The sequence below is a fragment of the Pseudomonas sp. 313 genome (genome assembly GCF_000316965.1).
Classification (GTDB): domain Bacteria; phylum Pseudomonadota; class Gammaproteobacteria; order Pseudomonadales; family Pseudomonadaceae; genus Chryseomonas; species Chryseomonas benzopyrenica.
Genome location: NZ_ANBZ01000061.1, coordinates 31,230 through 44,680 on the forward strand (window position 1 = coordinate 31,230; position 13,451 = coordinate 44,680).

Below are 13,451 nucleotides of genomic sequence, written 5' to 3' on the forward strand. Positions count from 1 at the left end.
CCTGCCCATCAAATAATTCAACGTTGTCTATCTCAGATCGTCAACCTCACCTAAAGTTGCCCGCTCGCCTCCTGCAGCCCCTTTTCGGAGTCTTTTCATGTCCAGCGCTACCCTTGCCGATCTCGCCCAGGTCATCACCGATAACGTCGCCGCCGCGCTGCGCGAAGACGTCGGCGGTGGCGACCTTACGGCGGGCTTGATTCCCGCTCACCAACAGGCACGCGCGCGGATCATCACCCGTGAAGCCGCAGTGGTGGCGGGTACGGCCTGGGTCGACGAGGTGTTCCGGGTGCTGGATCCCGCGGTCGAGGTCCGCTGGCAGGTGGCGGACGGCGACCGGGTCGCGCCCGACCAGGTGCTGTTCGAACTCCAGGGCCCAGCCCGTGCCCTGCTCACCGGCGAGCGCAGCGCGCTCAATTTCCTGCAGCTGCTGTCCGGCACCGCCACCCGCTGCCGCCACTATGCCGACCTGGTGCAGGACACCGCCGTACGGCTGCTGGACACTCGCAAGACCCTGCCCGGCCTGCGCCGCGCCCAGAAATACGCGGTCACCTGCGGCGGTTGCTACAACCACCGCATCGGCCTGTTCGACGCCTTCCTGATCAAGGAAAACCACATCGCCGCCTGTGGCGGCATCGCCCAGGCCGTGGCCACCGCCCGGCACTTGGCGCCAGGGCGCCCGGTGGAGGTCGAGGTGGAAAGTCTGCAGGAGTTGGAACAGGCCCTGACCGCAGGCGCGGACATCGTCATGCTGGACGAGCTGAGCCTGGCCGACATGCGCACGGCGGTCGCCCTGACCGCTGGCCAAGCCAAGCTGGAAGCCTCGGGCGGCGTCAACCAGGACACCCTGCTCGGCATCGCCCAGACCGGCGTCGACTACATCTCCATCGGCACCCTGACCAAGGACGTCAAGGCCATCGATCTGTCCATGCGCATCCTGGATTGAGTGGGATAGGCAAAGGGCGTCGCGACGGCTAGACTCCGCAGCCGCGCTTCCTGCGCACCGGCTTCGAGCGGTCCTGACGACCGCTCGCCTCTCGCGACACTCGAACAAGATCGAACCCGTGACCAAAGATCAACTTCGCGCTGAACTGGAACGCCAGGCCCAGCGCTATCAGGATGTCTACGGTGGCGAAATCGTCACCTACGCCGCGCAACCCAAGCCCGACCGCAAACCCTGGAAGAAACGGCCGACCGTGCAGGACGAGGTGTTCGCCTCGGAAGTGCGCAAGATCGCCGATCTCAAGGCCAAGACCAGCGCCGAAGCCGCCGCTCAGGACAGCTGAGTCGCGTCCGTATCCCCACTGTCCGGGGCGTTTATCGCGCTGTCCTCGGTGTCTTGTGGTGCCTGCAGTTGCCGCCACAGCGCCGCGGCGGCACTGAAATCGGCGCCGCCCTCCTCCGCCATGGCCTGCAGGTCATAGCGGGCGAGGCAGCCCTCGCCCAGCCGTGGCGGCGCCGCTGCGGTACCCGGCTCCGCAGGACGCTCGCTGTCAGTCGAAGATGACGGTCTTGTTGCCATGGACCATGACCCGCTCTTGTAGGTGGTACCTCAGGCCGCGGGACAGCACCATCTTCTCGACGTCCTTGCCCAGGCGCACCATGTCTTCGACGTTGTCCCGGTGGCTGACGCGTTCCACGTCCTGCTCGATGATCGGCCCGGCATCCAACTCTTCGGTCACGTAGTGACAGGTGGCGCCGATCAGCTTGACGCCGCGCTGCGCCGCCTGGTGATAGGGCTTGGCACCAACGAAGGACGGCAGGAAGCTGTGATGGATGTTGATTACCTGGTGGGCATAGCGTGCGCAGAGATCCGGCGGCAGGATCTGCATGTAGCGCGCCAGCACCACGGTATCCGCCTGATGCAGCTCGATCAGCCGCGACACCTCGTCGAAGGCCGGCTGCTTGTCGGCGGGATCGACCGGCACGTGGAAGAAGGGAATGCCGTGCCATTCGACCATGCTGCGCAGGGTGTCGTGGTTGGAGATGACGCAGGGAATCTCGCAATCCAGCTCACCACTGTGCCAGCGGTGCAGCAGGTCGGCCAGGCAGTGGGATTCGCGACTGGCCATGAGCACCACGCGCTTGCGCTGGGCCGAATCGGTGATTCGCCATTGCATGGAGAATTCCCGCGCAATGGGCGCGAAGGCCTGACTGAAGCCGGCCAGATCGAAGGGCAGTGAATCGGCGCGGATCTCATGGCGCATGAAGAACCAGCCACTCTCCGTATCCGAATGGTGACTCGCTTCGGTAATCCAGCCGTTATAGGTCGCCAGGAAGTTGCTGACCTTGGCCACGATACCTACCCCGTCCGGACAGGCGATCACCAGACGAAACGTTTGCATAGCACAACCTCGAACGAAAAGGGGCTGCATTCTAGGCGTACTCGCGGGCAGCGTCGAGCGGCGCAAGGGACTGCCGCACATGGCTGTACGGCGACGGTAAAGACTTTGCAAAGGACAAGTAATGGCGGACAAGTTCCACTGTCATCTGGTCGAAAGTTGCCCGTCTCCTGGTAATTCCCTTGTTGTGACGACCGCCGCCTTAATTATCGACTTGCCACTCGGACCGTTTACTTATTCCGATAGTCAATCTATGATCGATCCAGACTTTCATCTCTGCATCACTCAGAACAAAGGCCGTTTATGTCGCTCATCAACGAATATCGTCAGACCGAAGAAGCTATCAAGGAACTGCAGGAGCGCCTGAAGTCGCTGCAAGAGGACGACAAACTGCAGCGCGAACTGGAATTCGAAAAGAAACTGCGCGCGCTGATGGGTGAATATCAGAAATCCCTGCGTGACATCATCGGCATTCTCGATACCGAAGCCAAGCCCGCACGCCAGGCGCGTACTGCTAAGTCCAGCAGTGGCAATACCCCCAAGCGTGCTCGTAAAGTGAAGCAATACAAGAATCCGCATAATGGCGAAGTGATCGAAACCAAGGGTGGCAATCACAAGACCCTGAAAGAGTGGAAAGCCAAGTGGGGTTCGGACGACGTCGAATCCTGGGCAACCCTGCTGGATTGATCAGAAGAAACGCCGGCTAGCCGGCGTTTTTTTTCGCCTGTGTAATGCGCGGCTAGCTTGGGCTCCGCCGCTTTGGACCCTGGCGCCGTCTCTGCAGTCTTCACCGCTCCTTCGCGTTGGCAGCCCCTCCAATCGCCTTGATCCTGATCACGGCCCTCTCCTGGCCTGCGCTGCCGCAATAAAGAGCCGGCTGGATTCTGTCCTCGACGTGGTGGTCCAGACTCTTTTTCTGTTAACAAAGGTCTCTGATCGACGCCTGTTTATCGCGACTTTATGTCACATCGATAACGGGGTTATCCAACTGTTGCATCACGCCCCTGACATGGGCTGACCAGGCCTCGATAATCGGCACCAGATCAGCAGCGACCTCAAACCGCAGTTGTTCGGTCAAGGTGAGGAACTGCTTGCAGGTCATATGGCCTTGGCCGTCTTCACCCAGCAGTCGCTGCCGACAGAATTGCCGCCAACGGGCACCCTCTTCCGCCGTCAGCAACTCGGAAAAGTTGCGCGCTCGATAACGAAAGAACAGCTCGGGATGCCGCTCGTCCTGGAACGCCCACGTTCGACTGCCAAGTTGCTCCGCCGGACACTGCTGAACTTGCTCGCAGAGTTGCCGTTCCTGGGCAGAGATGAAGCCGTCGTACAGTCTCAATTCGGCATCCTGTTCTTGCGCTGGAAAGCCGGACGCCTCGGCATAGAGTGCCTGCACCTTGGGTTGCCAGTGCGCACGCTGGTCGAGCAGTTGCCGGACGCGCCGCCAGACGGCTGCCAGATCGAACTGCAGGCGCTCCGTATCCACCGGGCGCAGCACGCTGAAGGGCGCTAGAATCGGACACTTGTTGATCTGTACCAGCTTGAGCGGTACCGGTAGTTCACCCTCGGCCAGCGCCTCCCGCCGGGTATAAAGGCGTTCGCGCAGGGCCTCGACGTCCAGTTCCAGCAACGGCTCCGGCGCCAGACCAAGATCACAGACGATCAGCGCATTGCGATTGACCGGATGCCAGGCCAACGGCAGGACGGGGGCCAGAAAGTGCCGCTCGGCGCTGAAGCGCCCAGAGACATGCAACAGAGGTTCGAGCAGACGAATACGCGTCAGCGCTGCCTTTTTCTGACGCTGCGTCCAGAGATAGTCGTAGAGCCTGGGCTGCCGCTGCTTGACCAGGCGCGCCAGGGCCAGGGTCGCGCGGACGTCCGCCAGGGCGTCATGGGCCTGGGCATGGTCGATGCCATTGGCGACGGTCAGGCGATCCAGGCGCAGGGAAACGCGCTGCTCCTCCTGCGGCCAGCTCAGGCTCTCCGGGCGAAAGGCATAGAGCGCCCGGATCAGACCGAGTACATCCCAGCGACTGTTGCCCTGCTGCCATTCGCGGGCATAGGGATCATGAAAGTTGCGGTACAGGCTGTGCCGCACCATTTCGTCGTCGAATCTCAGGTTGTTGTAGCCGACCGTGCAGGTGTTGGGACGCCGCAGCTCCTCGTGCAGGCGCTGGACGAAGTCGCGCTCGCGCAGCCCCAGGCGCTGCAGGGTAGCCGGCAGGATCCCGGTGACCAGGCAGGCCGCCGGATGGGGCAGGACATCCTCGCTCAACCGGCAATGCAGATTGAGCGGCGCCTCGATTTCGTTGAGGTCCAGATCGGTACGCACCCCGGCCACCTGCAGCGGTCGATCCCGCCGTGGATCGATCCCCGTGGTCTCGAAGTCGTACCAGAAGATACTTTGCGTCACACCGCCCTCCCCTAGAATCGGCGCAGTCTAGCATCGTCGTGCGCCTTGCTCCCGAGCGCCCCCACCCGCTAGGCTCTGGCGTCTGTCTACCCGCGTATCCTCTCTTCCCATGCGTTCAGTCGATCGGCTCTCCGCTCGCTCCAGGTGCCGAGGTATCGCCGCACGCCTGGGTGCCGCCGTCTGGGCGCTGACCCTGTCGCTGGCCTGCCTGGCCCAACAGGAGCCGCTGTCCTGCCCCCTGCCGCCGCAGGCCGACAGCGGCCCGGCCAGCCTGCGCCTGACCCATCAGGGACTCGACAGCCACACCGCCCGCCAGCTCGCCACCCAGCTCGCCAGCAGCAGCAACGCCGATCCCCAGGCCCTGGCGGTCGCCTACCTGCAGCACTTCGGCAGCCGGGTGCAACGCGGCCAATCCGAGCAACTCGACGAACTACCCGCCGCAGGCGTCAGATTCTGGCTGGCCGGCAACCCACCGCTGGTGGATTCCCAGGCCCAGGCGTTGCTGGACTGGGTCGAAGCGGGCGGCCATCTGGTGGCCGTCGCCGATGACAGCACCCTGGCGCTCAGCGCGACCCTGGGCGTGCGTCCCATGCCGACCCGCGAGCTGGGCGGCGCCGCCCCGCCGATCATGGCGCTGCCACTCTGGCCCAATCTGACCCAGCTCTATCTCGCCGAGGACGATGCCCCCGCCTATCTCGGCTTCGACGACAGTCGCCACCTGTTCGATGTCGGCGATCAGGCGCTGGCCTGGGCCAGCAGCACCAGCGCCACCCATATGCTGATGCTGCCCTGGGGCGATGGCAGCGTGACCCTCCTGTCGGACACCGACCTCTGGAGCAACGCCCGCCTCGGCCAGTACGACAATGCCTGGCTGCTGTGGTATCTGACCCAAGGCGCGCCGGTGACCCTGATCGCGCCCGCGCCGCCGATCCCGCTGTGGCTAGCGGCCTTGCAACGCTATGGCCTGGCGCTTCTGCTGGTGACGCTGGCGACGGGACTCTGGCTGAGACGCCGGCAACGGGATCCGGCACCTCGTCGCGACCCCGAGCGCTGGCCCGAATTGATCGCCATTCTGCAGCGCGACATCCAGCGCGAGCTGCAGCGCCGCCGTCCCGAACTCGCCGACCAGGGCGTGGCCGAGCGCTGGCAGCATCTTGCGCGGCTGAGCGGCCTGAGTACCCGCGCAGTGGGCGAGGCGATGCGCCCCAGCCCGACGCGCCTTTCCGCTCGTGACTTCACCCGTCGCATCGCCCAGCTGCGCCTATTGCGCCTGGCCCTGCGCCCCCCGTTCCCGAGGACTTCCGATGACCGACAGCTCCCCTCCTGACGCCGCTCAAGCGGACCCTGGCGAAACCGGCGTCAAGGCCCGCGCCCTGACCCGGCTGCAGGCCCTGCGGCAGGCGCTGCTCAAGGTGCTGCCGCAGCAGGACGCCGCCGTGGAAGGCCTGCTCGCCACCCTGCTGGCCGGCGGTCATCTGCTGCTGGAAGGGCCGACCGGCGCGGGCAAGACGCTATTGGCCCGCGCTCTGGCCGCCAGCCTGGATGCCGGGTTCGCCCGACTGCGCTGCCATCCGGCGCTGACGCCTGGCGAGGTGGCGGGCGAAATCGTCATGGACGCCGGCAGCGACAGCGCCCGCCTGCGCCGGGGCCCGCTGTTCAATTCCCTGGTGCTGCTCGAAGACCTGCACCGGGCTCCGCCACCGGTCCTCAATCTGCTGGACGACGCCCTGCAAGGTCGCCAGCTGAGCCTGGAAGGCCGCCAGGTACCGCTGCCCGCGCCCTTCATGGTGATCGCCACCCGCAGCCCCGGCAGCGACCTGCCCCTGGCGCTGCGGGATCGCTTCCTGGTGCAGCTGCGGCTCGAGTGGCCGGCGGAAGGCCAGGAACTCGCCGCCCTGCGCCAGGCCGTGCAACAGGGTCACACCGATCCCCTGGAAGCGGCAGCCCTGCGCCCGCTGCTGCAGGCGCGCGATCTGCCAGCCCTGCAGCGGCTGGTGGCAGGGATCCCGGCGGCGGAGCCGATCCTCGATCATGCCGTGCGCTTGATCCGTCTCACCCGGGAGTGGCCGGCCTTCGAGCAGGGCGCCGGACCGCGCGCCGCCCAGGCCTTGCTACGGCTCGCCCAGGCCCAGGCCTTCCTCCGCGGTGGCGACAGTGTGACGCCCGAGGATGTGCGCTCCCTGCTGCCCGCCGTGTTGCGTCTGCGCCTGCGGCTGACGCCGGAGCGCGAATTCGAAGGCGACAGCCTGGACGGCCAGATCCTCAAGCTGCTGGGACAGTGTCCGGCACCGCGCCCATGATCCGGCGCCGCCTGCCGCTGGCGCTGGTCGCCCTGGCGCTGCTGAGCCTGATCCTGGGGGGATTGGCGCCCCTGCGCTGGCAAGGGCTGCCCGCGACCGGCGCCCTGCTGCTGCTGGGGCTGGCCGTCCTCGAATGGCTGAACGCCCGCCGGCTGGGGACCAGGGGGCATCCGTCGCCTCTCGCGCCGGCATCTCGGGCACGCCTGCGGGCGGACACCACCCTGCACCTGCTGATCGCCGACATGGCTACGCCAGGACAAGGAAAAGCCGGCCGGCCCGAAGACCACCACCAGGCGCTGAGCTTCTGGCGGGCCCTGGCAGCCAGTGGCAATGAGGTGCGGCTCTATGGCCTCGATCCCGAACTGCGCCTGCTGGCGGCCGCCACGCCTGATCGCCCCTTTACGCCAGCTGCCCTACCGGAGCTGACTGCAGATGCGACGGCCGACCTCAAGGCGGCGCTGACACGGCTCTGCCGCCAGGCGCAGCCCGGCAGTGTCCTGGTGATCATGGCACCGCTCGATGACAGCCTGGTGGCTTGGCTCGCGCGGCTGGAGCTGGCCCGGCGCGGCCTGCAGCTCTGGCTGGTCGACACCGCGCTACGGCAGATGGCAGAGCCTGGCGACATCCGCACCTGGCGCGATGCCCGTCGCTATGCCGCAGCCTGGCAGACCAGCATTGAAAGCGAGCGAATGGCCGCGCGTCTGGAGCGACGAGGAATTCGCCGGCTGCCCCTCAGCGAAACAGCGGATCTACCCGTTCGCCTGCTGCAGCTGTGGAACGCCGGCGAGCGGAATCAGATCGCCGACTGAGAAAGGCGGCCGAAGGTGAAATAGTGCTGCAGTACGCCGATCAACTCGGCGAATTCGGCTGGCGGTTCGGCGACGCTGAAACCCGAGTCATAGTTGCCCGGCGTCACGTCTTCATGACTCCATTGGCAACGGGCGTCGAAGTCGACGAAGTGCAGCTGGCCGTCCTGGCCCGGAATCTTCAGGCGGAGCTCGAAGCGCGCATTCACCAGCATGGGCAACTGGCTGATCATCAGCAGTCCCTCGCGGGAAATGTTGCCGATGTAGCCCATGGGCTTGTCGGTGAAGCGGTTGAACACCTTCAGATAGTAGGGCAGCTGGTGGCGCTCGATACGACGATTCTGAGTCATGGTGCGATTCATCCTGCACACGGTAAAGCCACGTTACCGACAACGTCCTGGAAAGCTCAGCGCTGCGGTAGTTTTCGCACCGGCTGGGGCGTCGCAACGGCCGTTCCGCCATCTAGCCCCAATTGGCGCAGGGTGTCCAGTCGGGCCTGGGCCCGATAGGCGTATTCGCTGGCCGGAAAACGGACCTGGATGAAACGATAGGTCTGGGCCGCGTCGGCGTACAGTTGCTGCTGCTCCAGGCACTGGCCGCGCAGCATGGAAAATTCCGGTTGCAGCCAGGGCCGTGCCCGGCCTTTGCGCTCAGCCTGGGAGATCTGCAGCAGAGCATTGGTGCAGTCGCCTTCGCTGTAGGATTTATAGGCGGCATCCAGATAGGAATTCATCGAAACGCTGGTGCAGCCGCTGAGGCCGAACAGCAGGAACAGGCAGAGATAAGGGCGCATGAAAAGTCCTCCTGTTCGCTAGATCGGCGCCGGGGCCCGCTTCTTGAGGGCAAACGACCATTGGTGTGACAGAGCTGCGAAAAGCCGTCATGTGCTGGCCACGCGACAGCGCTACAATGAGGTGCGCTCCGTGTTCTACGTCGACTCGGCGCCGAGCACCTGTTCACGCTCTCGCGAGCTAGAGACAAACAAGGCATTTCCAACGCCGTTTGGCCGACGCGCAGCAGATCGTGAACAGGTTCCGAGGCGTCGACTCATGATTGCAATCCGCTAAAGGAAAGACTGCATGATTTATCGCCGTACCAAGATCGTCGCCACCCTGGGCCCGGCCAGCAATTCTCCGGAAGTCCTCGAGCAGCTCATCATCGCCGGCATCGACGTCGCCCGCCTGAACTTCTCGCATGGCACGCCCGACGAGCACCGGGCTCGTGGTCAGCTGGTACGGGATCTCGCCGCCAAGCACGGTCGCCATGTCGCCCTGCTCGGCGACCTCCAGGGTCCGAAGATCCGCATCGCCAAGTTCGTCAACAAGCGCATCGAACTCAAGGTCGGCGATCCCTTCCGCCTGTCCATCGCCCATCCCCGCACCGAAGGCACCGAAGAAGTGGTCGGCATCGACTACCCGGGCCTGGTCACCGACTGTCGCGTGGGTGACGAACTGCTGCTGGACGATGGCCGCGTGGTCCTGCGCGTGGAAGGCATGACCGCCACCGAACTGCATTGCACCACCCTGATCGGCGGCCCGCTGTCCGATCACAAGGGCATCAACCGTCGTGGCGGCGGCCTCACCGCCCCGGCGCTGACCGACAAGGACCGCGAAGACATCAAGCTGGCCGCCTCCATGGAGGTCGACTACCTGGCCGTGTCCTTCCCGCGTGATGCCGAAGACATGCACGAAGCCCGACGCCTGATGGAAGCCGCCGGCGGCAAGTCCTGGCTGGTGGCCAAGATCGAACGCGCCGAAGCCGTGGCCGACGACGAAGCCCTGGACGGCCTGATCCACGCCAGCGATGCCGTGATGGTGGCCCGGGGCGACCTGGGCGTGGAAATCGGTGATGCCGAGCTGGTGGGCATCCAGAAGCGCATCATTTCCCACGCCCGTCGTCTCAACAAGGCGGTGATCACCGCGACCCAGATGATGGAGTCGATGATCAGCAGCCCCATGCCGACCCGCGCGGAAGTCTCCGACGTGGCCAACGCCGTGCTGGACAACACCGATGCCGTGATGCTCTCCGCCGAGAGCGCCGCCGGCCAATACCCGGTGGAAGCGGTCAAGGCCATGGCGCGCGTCTGCGTCGGTGCCGAGAAGCAGCCCACCAGCAAGCTGTCCAGCCACCGCCTGGGCCATACCTTCACCCGGTGGGACGAGAGTATCGCCCTGGCCTCCATCTACGTGGCCAACCACTTCCCGGGCGTGAAGGCCATCATCAGCCTGACCGACACCGGCTACACCCCGCTGATCATGTCGCGCCTGCGCTCCTCGGTGCCGATCTTCTCCTTCGCCTCGAGCCGCGCCACCCAGGCCCGCACCGCGCTGTTCCGCAACGTGCACACCATCCCCTTCGACCCGACCACCATGCCGGCGAACAAGGTGAGCCAGGCGGCGGTGGACGAGCTGCTCAAGCGCGGCATCGTCGAGCACGGTGACTGGGTCATCCTGACCAAGGGCGACAGCTACACCAAGCGTGACGGCACCAACACCATGAAGATGTACCGCGTGGGCGACCTGCTGGTGTGATCCCTGCCGCCGGTCCTTGACCGGCGCTGACGAAAAAGCCCCGAACAGGCGACTGCTCGGGGCTTTTTCTTGGACCAGACAAGACCTGGCTGGCCTAGAAACCGCCCAGGGCGAGGTACGCCAGGTGCAAGGCGGCCGCGCCGAGCACGCCAAGGCTGCAAGCGATCAGGATGCCACGCTGCAACGAGCGCAGGCGCCCTTCCCGTCGGGCCTCCAGGCGGCTGGCCTTGATCAGGGCTACGCTGGCTAACGGTTGTTCACGCATCGTCTCGTTCCTCACCCTGTTAAATGCACTATATTCTCATTCTCACATAGATCAAGGTAGTCCGACGAGCGTCCGGCCGACTGTGGCAGAATAGCCGGTTTGGTGCGAACAGCCTGGGTGAACGATGGCGTTACGTTTCGAACGGCTCAAGTGGCAGGACTGGAAAGGCGCCTTCACGGAGCGCAACTACGAGCGTGGTCGGCGACTGGCGCTCGACGGCCTGGTGCAGCTGCGCTCGGCCGCCAAGGGCCAGCTCTATGCCGAGTGCCACAGCCCGGCCGGGCCGGCCTATCGGCAGGCGATCAGCCTGCGCGCGGGCGAGACCGCCTGGCGGGTCGACGCCCGCTGCACCTGTCCGGTCGGCCGCAACTGCAAGCATGCCGCCGCCGCCCTCATCGAGCTCGAACGGCTGCAACGCAGTGAGGCCGAATTGCCGGCCACGCCGGTCGCCAATCCGGAGCTGCCGCAACCGGTGCTGACCCTCGGCAGCCATACCCAGATCGATTACGACCGCCATATCGGCAAGATGAGGCCCACGGTGCGCCATCGCGCCGCCCTGGCCTTCGCCTATGGCCCACGGCGGCTGTTCGGCGCCCTGCCCCGCACCCCCGATGCCAGCTATCCCACTCGCCAGCTGCAGGCCGAACAACGCTGGCGGCAGACGCTGCTCGATCACGGGCTGCGCCTGGCGACCCGGCGCAGCGCTGCGCTGCCCGAGGACAGGGGCGAGATGTTCGAACTGCCGGACGACCCCGCCTGGCTCAGATTCGTGCAGCAGGTCATCCCCGGCCTGCGCGAAGCCGGCTGGCAGATCGAAGCCCAGCCCGAATTCACCTTCGACCTGACGCCGGTGGCAGGCTGGTACGGCCACCTCGAAGAGGTGCAGGGCCACACCGCCGCCGATGCTCAGTTCGATGTCGAGCTGGGCATCCGCCTGGGCCAGCGCCGCGTCAGTCTGATTCCGCTGCTGATCGACGCCATCCGCCGCGAACCCTCGCAGTACGAACCGGCGATGCTGGCCAAACGCGCCGACGACGAACCCGTGCTGCTGCGCATCGATCCTCCGCGGGTCACCGGCCAGCAGGGCCGGGTGCAACGGGTCGCCGTGCCCCTGGGGCGACTCAAGCCGATCCTGCAGATCCTCGGTGAACTCTATGCCACCGACCGTCTCAGCCAGGACCGTGCCCTGCGCCTGCCGCGCCTGGACGCCGCGCGCCTGGCCGAACTGGACGAGCGCCTGCCGCTGGAATGGGAAGGCGGCGAACGCCTGAGAAGCTTCGCCGAGCGCCTGCGCAGCTATGCCGCCGAGCCAGTGGTCCTGCCGGACACCCTGCATGCCGAATTGCGTCCCTATCAACGCGAAGGCGTGGCTTGGCTGCAGGCCCTGCGCGAACTGGACGTCGGCGGCATCCTCGCCGACGACATGGGCCTGGGCAAGACGCTGCAGACCCTGGCGCACATTCTCGTCGAACAGGCCGCCGGCCGCCTGACCGCGCCGGCGCTGATCGTCATGCCGACCAGTCTGATCCCCAACTGGCAGGACGAGATCGCCCGTTTCGCCCCTGGTCTGCGCGTGCTGACCCTGCAGGGCAGCGCCCGCAGCAGTCGCTTCGAGCGCATTCCCGAGCACGACGTGGTGCTCACCACCTATGCGCTGCTGCCCCGTGATGCCGAGCGCCTGGCCAGCTACGATTTCCACCTGCAGGTACTAGACGAAGCCCAGTCGATCAAGAACGCCGCCACCAAGGCCGCCCAGGCCGCACGCCATCTGCGCGCCCGCCATCGCCTCTGCCTGACCGGCACACCGCTGGAAAACCACCTGGGCGAACTCTGGTCGCAATTCCACTTCCTGATGCCTGGCTGGCTGGGGGACGAAAAGGGCTTCAAGCAGGCCTATCGCATTCCGGTTGAGCGCGAGGGCGATGTGCAGCGCCTGGCGGCGCTCAAGGCCCGGGTGCGGCCCTTCATGCTGCGCCGTACCAAGCAGCGGGTCGCCAGCGAGTTGCCGCCCAAGACCGAGATCATCCAGTTGGTGGAACTCAGCACGGCGCAACGCGAGCGCTACGAGGACCTGCGGCTGCTGCTGGACGAACGCGTCCGCGCCGAGATCGCCCGCCAGGGTATCGGCCGCAGCCAACTGCTGATCCTCGATGCCCTGCTACGGCTGCGCCAGGTCTGCTGCGATCTGCGCCTGGTGCCAAACGAAGACGACAGCGTGGCCAAGCCCTCGGCGAAACTGGCGGCGCTGAACGAACGACTCGACGCCCTGCTGCCCGGCGGCAGCCGGGTCCTGGTGTTCTCCCAGTTCACCAGCATGCTCGATCTCATCGCCGCCGACCTCGATCAGCGCGGCATCGAGTACGTCACCCTGACCGGTGAGACGCGGGATCGGCGCACCCCGGTGCAACGCTTCCAGAATGGCGAGGTACCGGTGTTCCTGCTCAGCCTCAAGGCCGGCGGCAGCGGTCTCAACCTGACCGCGGCGGATACCGTGATCCACTTCGATCCCTGGTGGAATCCGGCCGCCGAACAGCAGGCCAGCGACCGCGCCTACCGTATCGGCCAGGACCGGCCGGTGTTCGTCTACAAGCTGATCGCCCGCGGCACCCTGGAAGAACGCATCCAGCAGCTGCAACAGGAAAAGGCGCGCCTGAGCGCGGGCATCCTCAGCGAGAACAGCGGCGACTGGCGTCTGACCGAAAGTGACCTGGCCCAGTTGCTGGCGCCACTGGATCGCTAGGCCCCGACCGGCTGGTCATCCTGACGGTGCGGCACCTGGCTCGGCCAGCCGCGT

Annotated in this window: 14 protein-coding genes; 8 read left to right on the plus strand and 6 right to left on the minus strand. The window is 65.8% G+C overall.

All coding sequences use genetic code 11. The annotated features are described in order from the left end of the window. The first annotated feature begins 97 nt into the window (after positions 1-97). Both nadC and C722_RS24865 read left to right on the plus strand, forming a co-directional pair. Entirely contained in the window at positions 98-946 is an 849-nt protein-coding gene (gene nadC, locus C722_RS0111760) for a carboxylating nicotinate-nucleotide diphosphorylase (protein ID WP_017640680.1), read from the plus strand. Between the two features lie 118 nt (positions 947-1,064). Continuing rightward, positions 1,065-1,286: a hypothetical protein gene (locus tag C722_RS24865; protein WP_017640681.1), complete on the plus strand. Its 222-nt coding sequence runs from the start codon at positions 1,065-1,067 to the stop codon at positions 1,284-1,286. Here the strand turns inward: C722_RS24865 and C722_RS25785 are convergent. Beyond that, entirely contained in the window at positions 1,274-1,522 is a 249-nt protein-coding gene (locus tag C722_RS25785) for a hypothetical protein (protein ID WP_081594582.1), read from the minus strand. The genes C722_RS24865 and C722_RS25785 overlap by 13 nt on opposite strands. Continuing rightward, positions 1,494-2,345 (minus strand): formyltetrahydrofolate deformylase, encoded by an 852-nt coding sequence (gene purU, locus C722_RS0111770; RefSeq protein ID WP_017640683.1) that lies wholly within the window; start codon positions 2,343-2,345, stop codon positions 1,494-1,496. Before purU ends, C722_RS25785 begins: the two co-directional genes overlap by 29 nt. Before the next feature lie 300 nt (positions 2,346-2,645). Here purU and mvaT point away from each other — a divergent pair, with 300 nt between their 5' ends. Continuing rightward, positions 2,646-3,029 (plus strand): histone-like nucleoid-structuring protein MvaT, encoded by a 384-nt coding sequence (mvaT, locus tag C722_RS0111775; protein ID WP_017640684.1) that lies wholly within the window; start codon positions 2,646-2,648, stop codon positions 3,027-3,029. A gap of 271 nt (positions 3,030-3,300) precedes the next feature. Here the strand turns inward: mvaT and sbcB are convergent, their stop codons facing one another. After that, positions 3,301-4,755, minus strand: a complete 1,455-nt coding sequence (sbcB, locus tag C722_RS0111780; RefSeq protein ID WP_017640685.1) for an exodeoxyribonuclease I — start codon at positions 4,753-4,755, stop codon at positions 3,301-3,303. A 109-nt stretch (positions 4,756-4,864) separates the two neighbouring features. Here sbcB and C722_RS0111785 point away from each other — a divergent pair, with 109 nt between their 5' ends. Genes C722_RS0111785 through C722_RS0111795 form a run of 3 tightly spaced genes read left to right on the plus strand, consistent with a single transcriptional unit; the run spans position 4,865 to position 7,864 of the window. Further along, the gene (locus tag C722_RS0111785; RefSeq protein ID WP_017640686.1) at positions 4,865-6,082 is read left to right on the plus strand and encodes a DUF4350 domain-containing protein; all 1,218 of its coding nucleotides are present in this window, start codon (positions 4,865-4,867) and stop codon (positions 6,080-6,082) included. Beyond that, positions 6,060-7,055, plus strand: coding sequence for a MoxR family ATPase (locus C722_RS0111790; protein ID WP_017640687.1), 996 nt, complete (start codon positions 6,060-6,062; stop codon positions 7,053-7,055). Before C722_RS0111785 ends, C722_RS0111790 begins: the two co-directional genes overlap by 23 nt. After that, positions 7,052-7,864 (plus strand): hypothetical protein, encoded by an 813-nt coding sequence (locus C722_RS0111795; protein WP_037063841.1) that lies wholly within the window; start codon positions 7,052-7,054, stop codon positions 7,862-7,864. Before C722_RS0111790 ends, C722_RS0111795 begins: the two co-directional genes overlap by 4 nt. Here the strand turns inward: C722_RS0111795 and C722_RS0111800 are convergent. Together C722_RS0111800 and C722_RS0111805 are read right to left on the minus strand one after the other, a co-directional pair. Beyond that, a complete protein-coding gene (locus C722_RS0111800; RefSeq protein WP_026083800.1) occupies positions 7,849-8,211 on the minus strand; it encodes a PilZ domain-containing protein in 363 nt (120 codons plus the stop codon). The two genes, C722_RS0111795 and C722_RS0111800, sit on opposite strands and share 16 nt — an antisense overlap. A 56-nt stretch (positions 8,212-8,267) precedes the next feature. Next, positions 8,268-8,654 carry a tol-pal system YbgF family protein gene (locus C722_RS0111805; protein WP_017640690.1) on the minus strand — a complete coding sequence of 129 codons (387 nt, stop codon included), beginning with the start codon at positions 8,652-8,654 and terminating at the stop codon, positions 8,268-8,270. Positions 8,655-8,940: 286 nt separating this feature from the next. Here C722_RS0111805 and pyk point away from each other — a divergent pair, with 286 nt between their 5' ends. Continuing rightward, positions 8,941-10,392 carry a pyruvate kinase gene (gene pyk / locus C722_RS0111810; protein WP_007162037.1) on the plus strand — a complete coding sequence of 484 codons (1,452 nt, stop codon included), beginning with the start codon at positions 8,941-8,943 and terminating at the stop codon, positions 10,390-10,392. Between the two features lie 94 nt (positions 10,393-10,486). Here the strand turns inward: pyk and C722_RS26435 are convergent, their stop codons facing one another. Beyond that, entirely contained in the window at positions 10,487-10,657 is a 171-nt protein-coding gene (locus C722_RS26435; RefSeq protein WP_017640691.1) for a hypothetical protein, read from the minus strand. Positions 10,658-10,781: 124 nt separating this feature from the next. Here C722_RS26435 and C722_RS0111820 point away from each other — a divergent pair, with 124 nt between their 5' ends. Further along, on the plus strand, positions 10,782-13,397 hold the full coding sequence (locus C722_RS0111820; protein WP_017640692.1) for a DEAD/DEAH box helicase: 2,616 nt from the start codon (positions 10,782-10,784) through the stop codon (positions 13,395-13,397). Positions 13,398-13,451: the final 54 nt, after the last annotated feature.

Excerpts from the sequence above, each read along its gene's own strand:
- nadC (WP_017640680.1), top strand. The coding sequence starts at position 98 with ATGTCCAGCGCTACCCTTGCCGATCTCGCCCAGGTCATCACCGATAAC.
- C722_RS25785 (WP_081594582.1), bottom strand. The coding sequence starts at position 1,522 with ATGGCAACAAGACCGTCATCTTCGACTGACAGCGAGCGTCCTGCGGAG.
- purU (WP_017640683.1), bottom strand. The coding sequence starts at position 2,345 with ATGCAAACGTTTCGTCTGGTGATCGCCTGTCCGGACGGGGTAGGTATC.
- mvaT (WP_017640684.1), top strand. The coding sequence starts at position 2,646 with ATGTCGCTCATCAACGAATATCGTCAGACCGAAGAAGCTATCAAGGAA.
- C722_RS0111785 (WP_017640686.1), top strand. The coding sequence starts at position 4,865 with ATGCGTTCAGTCGATCGGCTCTCCGCTCGCTCCAGGTGCCGAGGTATC.
- C722_RS0111790 (WP_017640687.1), top strand. The coding sequence starts at position 6,060 with ATGACCGACAGCTCCCCTCCTGACGCCGCTCAAGCGGACCCTGGCGAA.
- C722_RS0111795 (WP_037063841.1), top strand. The coding sequence starts at position 7,052 with ATGATCCGGCGCCGCCTGCCGCTGGCGCTGGTCGCCCTGGCGCTGCTG.
- C722_RS0111800 (WP_026083800.1), bottom strand. The coding sequence starts at position 8,211 with ATGACTCAGAATCGTCGTATCGAGCGCCACCAGCTGCCCTACTATCTG.
- C722_RS0111805 (WP_017640690.1), bottom strand. The coding sequence starts at position 8,654 with ATGCGCCCTTATCTCTGCCTGTTCCTGCTGTTCGGCCTCAGCGGCTGC.
- pyk (WP_007162037.1), top strand. The coding sequence starts at position 8,941 with ATGATTTATCGCCGTACCAAGATCGTCGCCACCCTGGGCCCGGCCAGC.
- C722_RS26435 (WP_017640691.1), bottom strand. The coding sequence starts at position 10,657 with ATGCGTGAACAACCGTTAGCCAGCGTAGCCCTGATCAAGGCCAGCCGC.
- C722_RS0111820 (WP_017640692.1), top strand. The coding sequence starts at position 10,782 with ATGGCGTTACGTTTCGAACGGCTCAAGTGGCAGGACTGGAAAGGCGCC.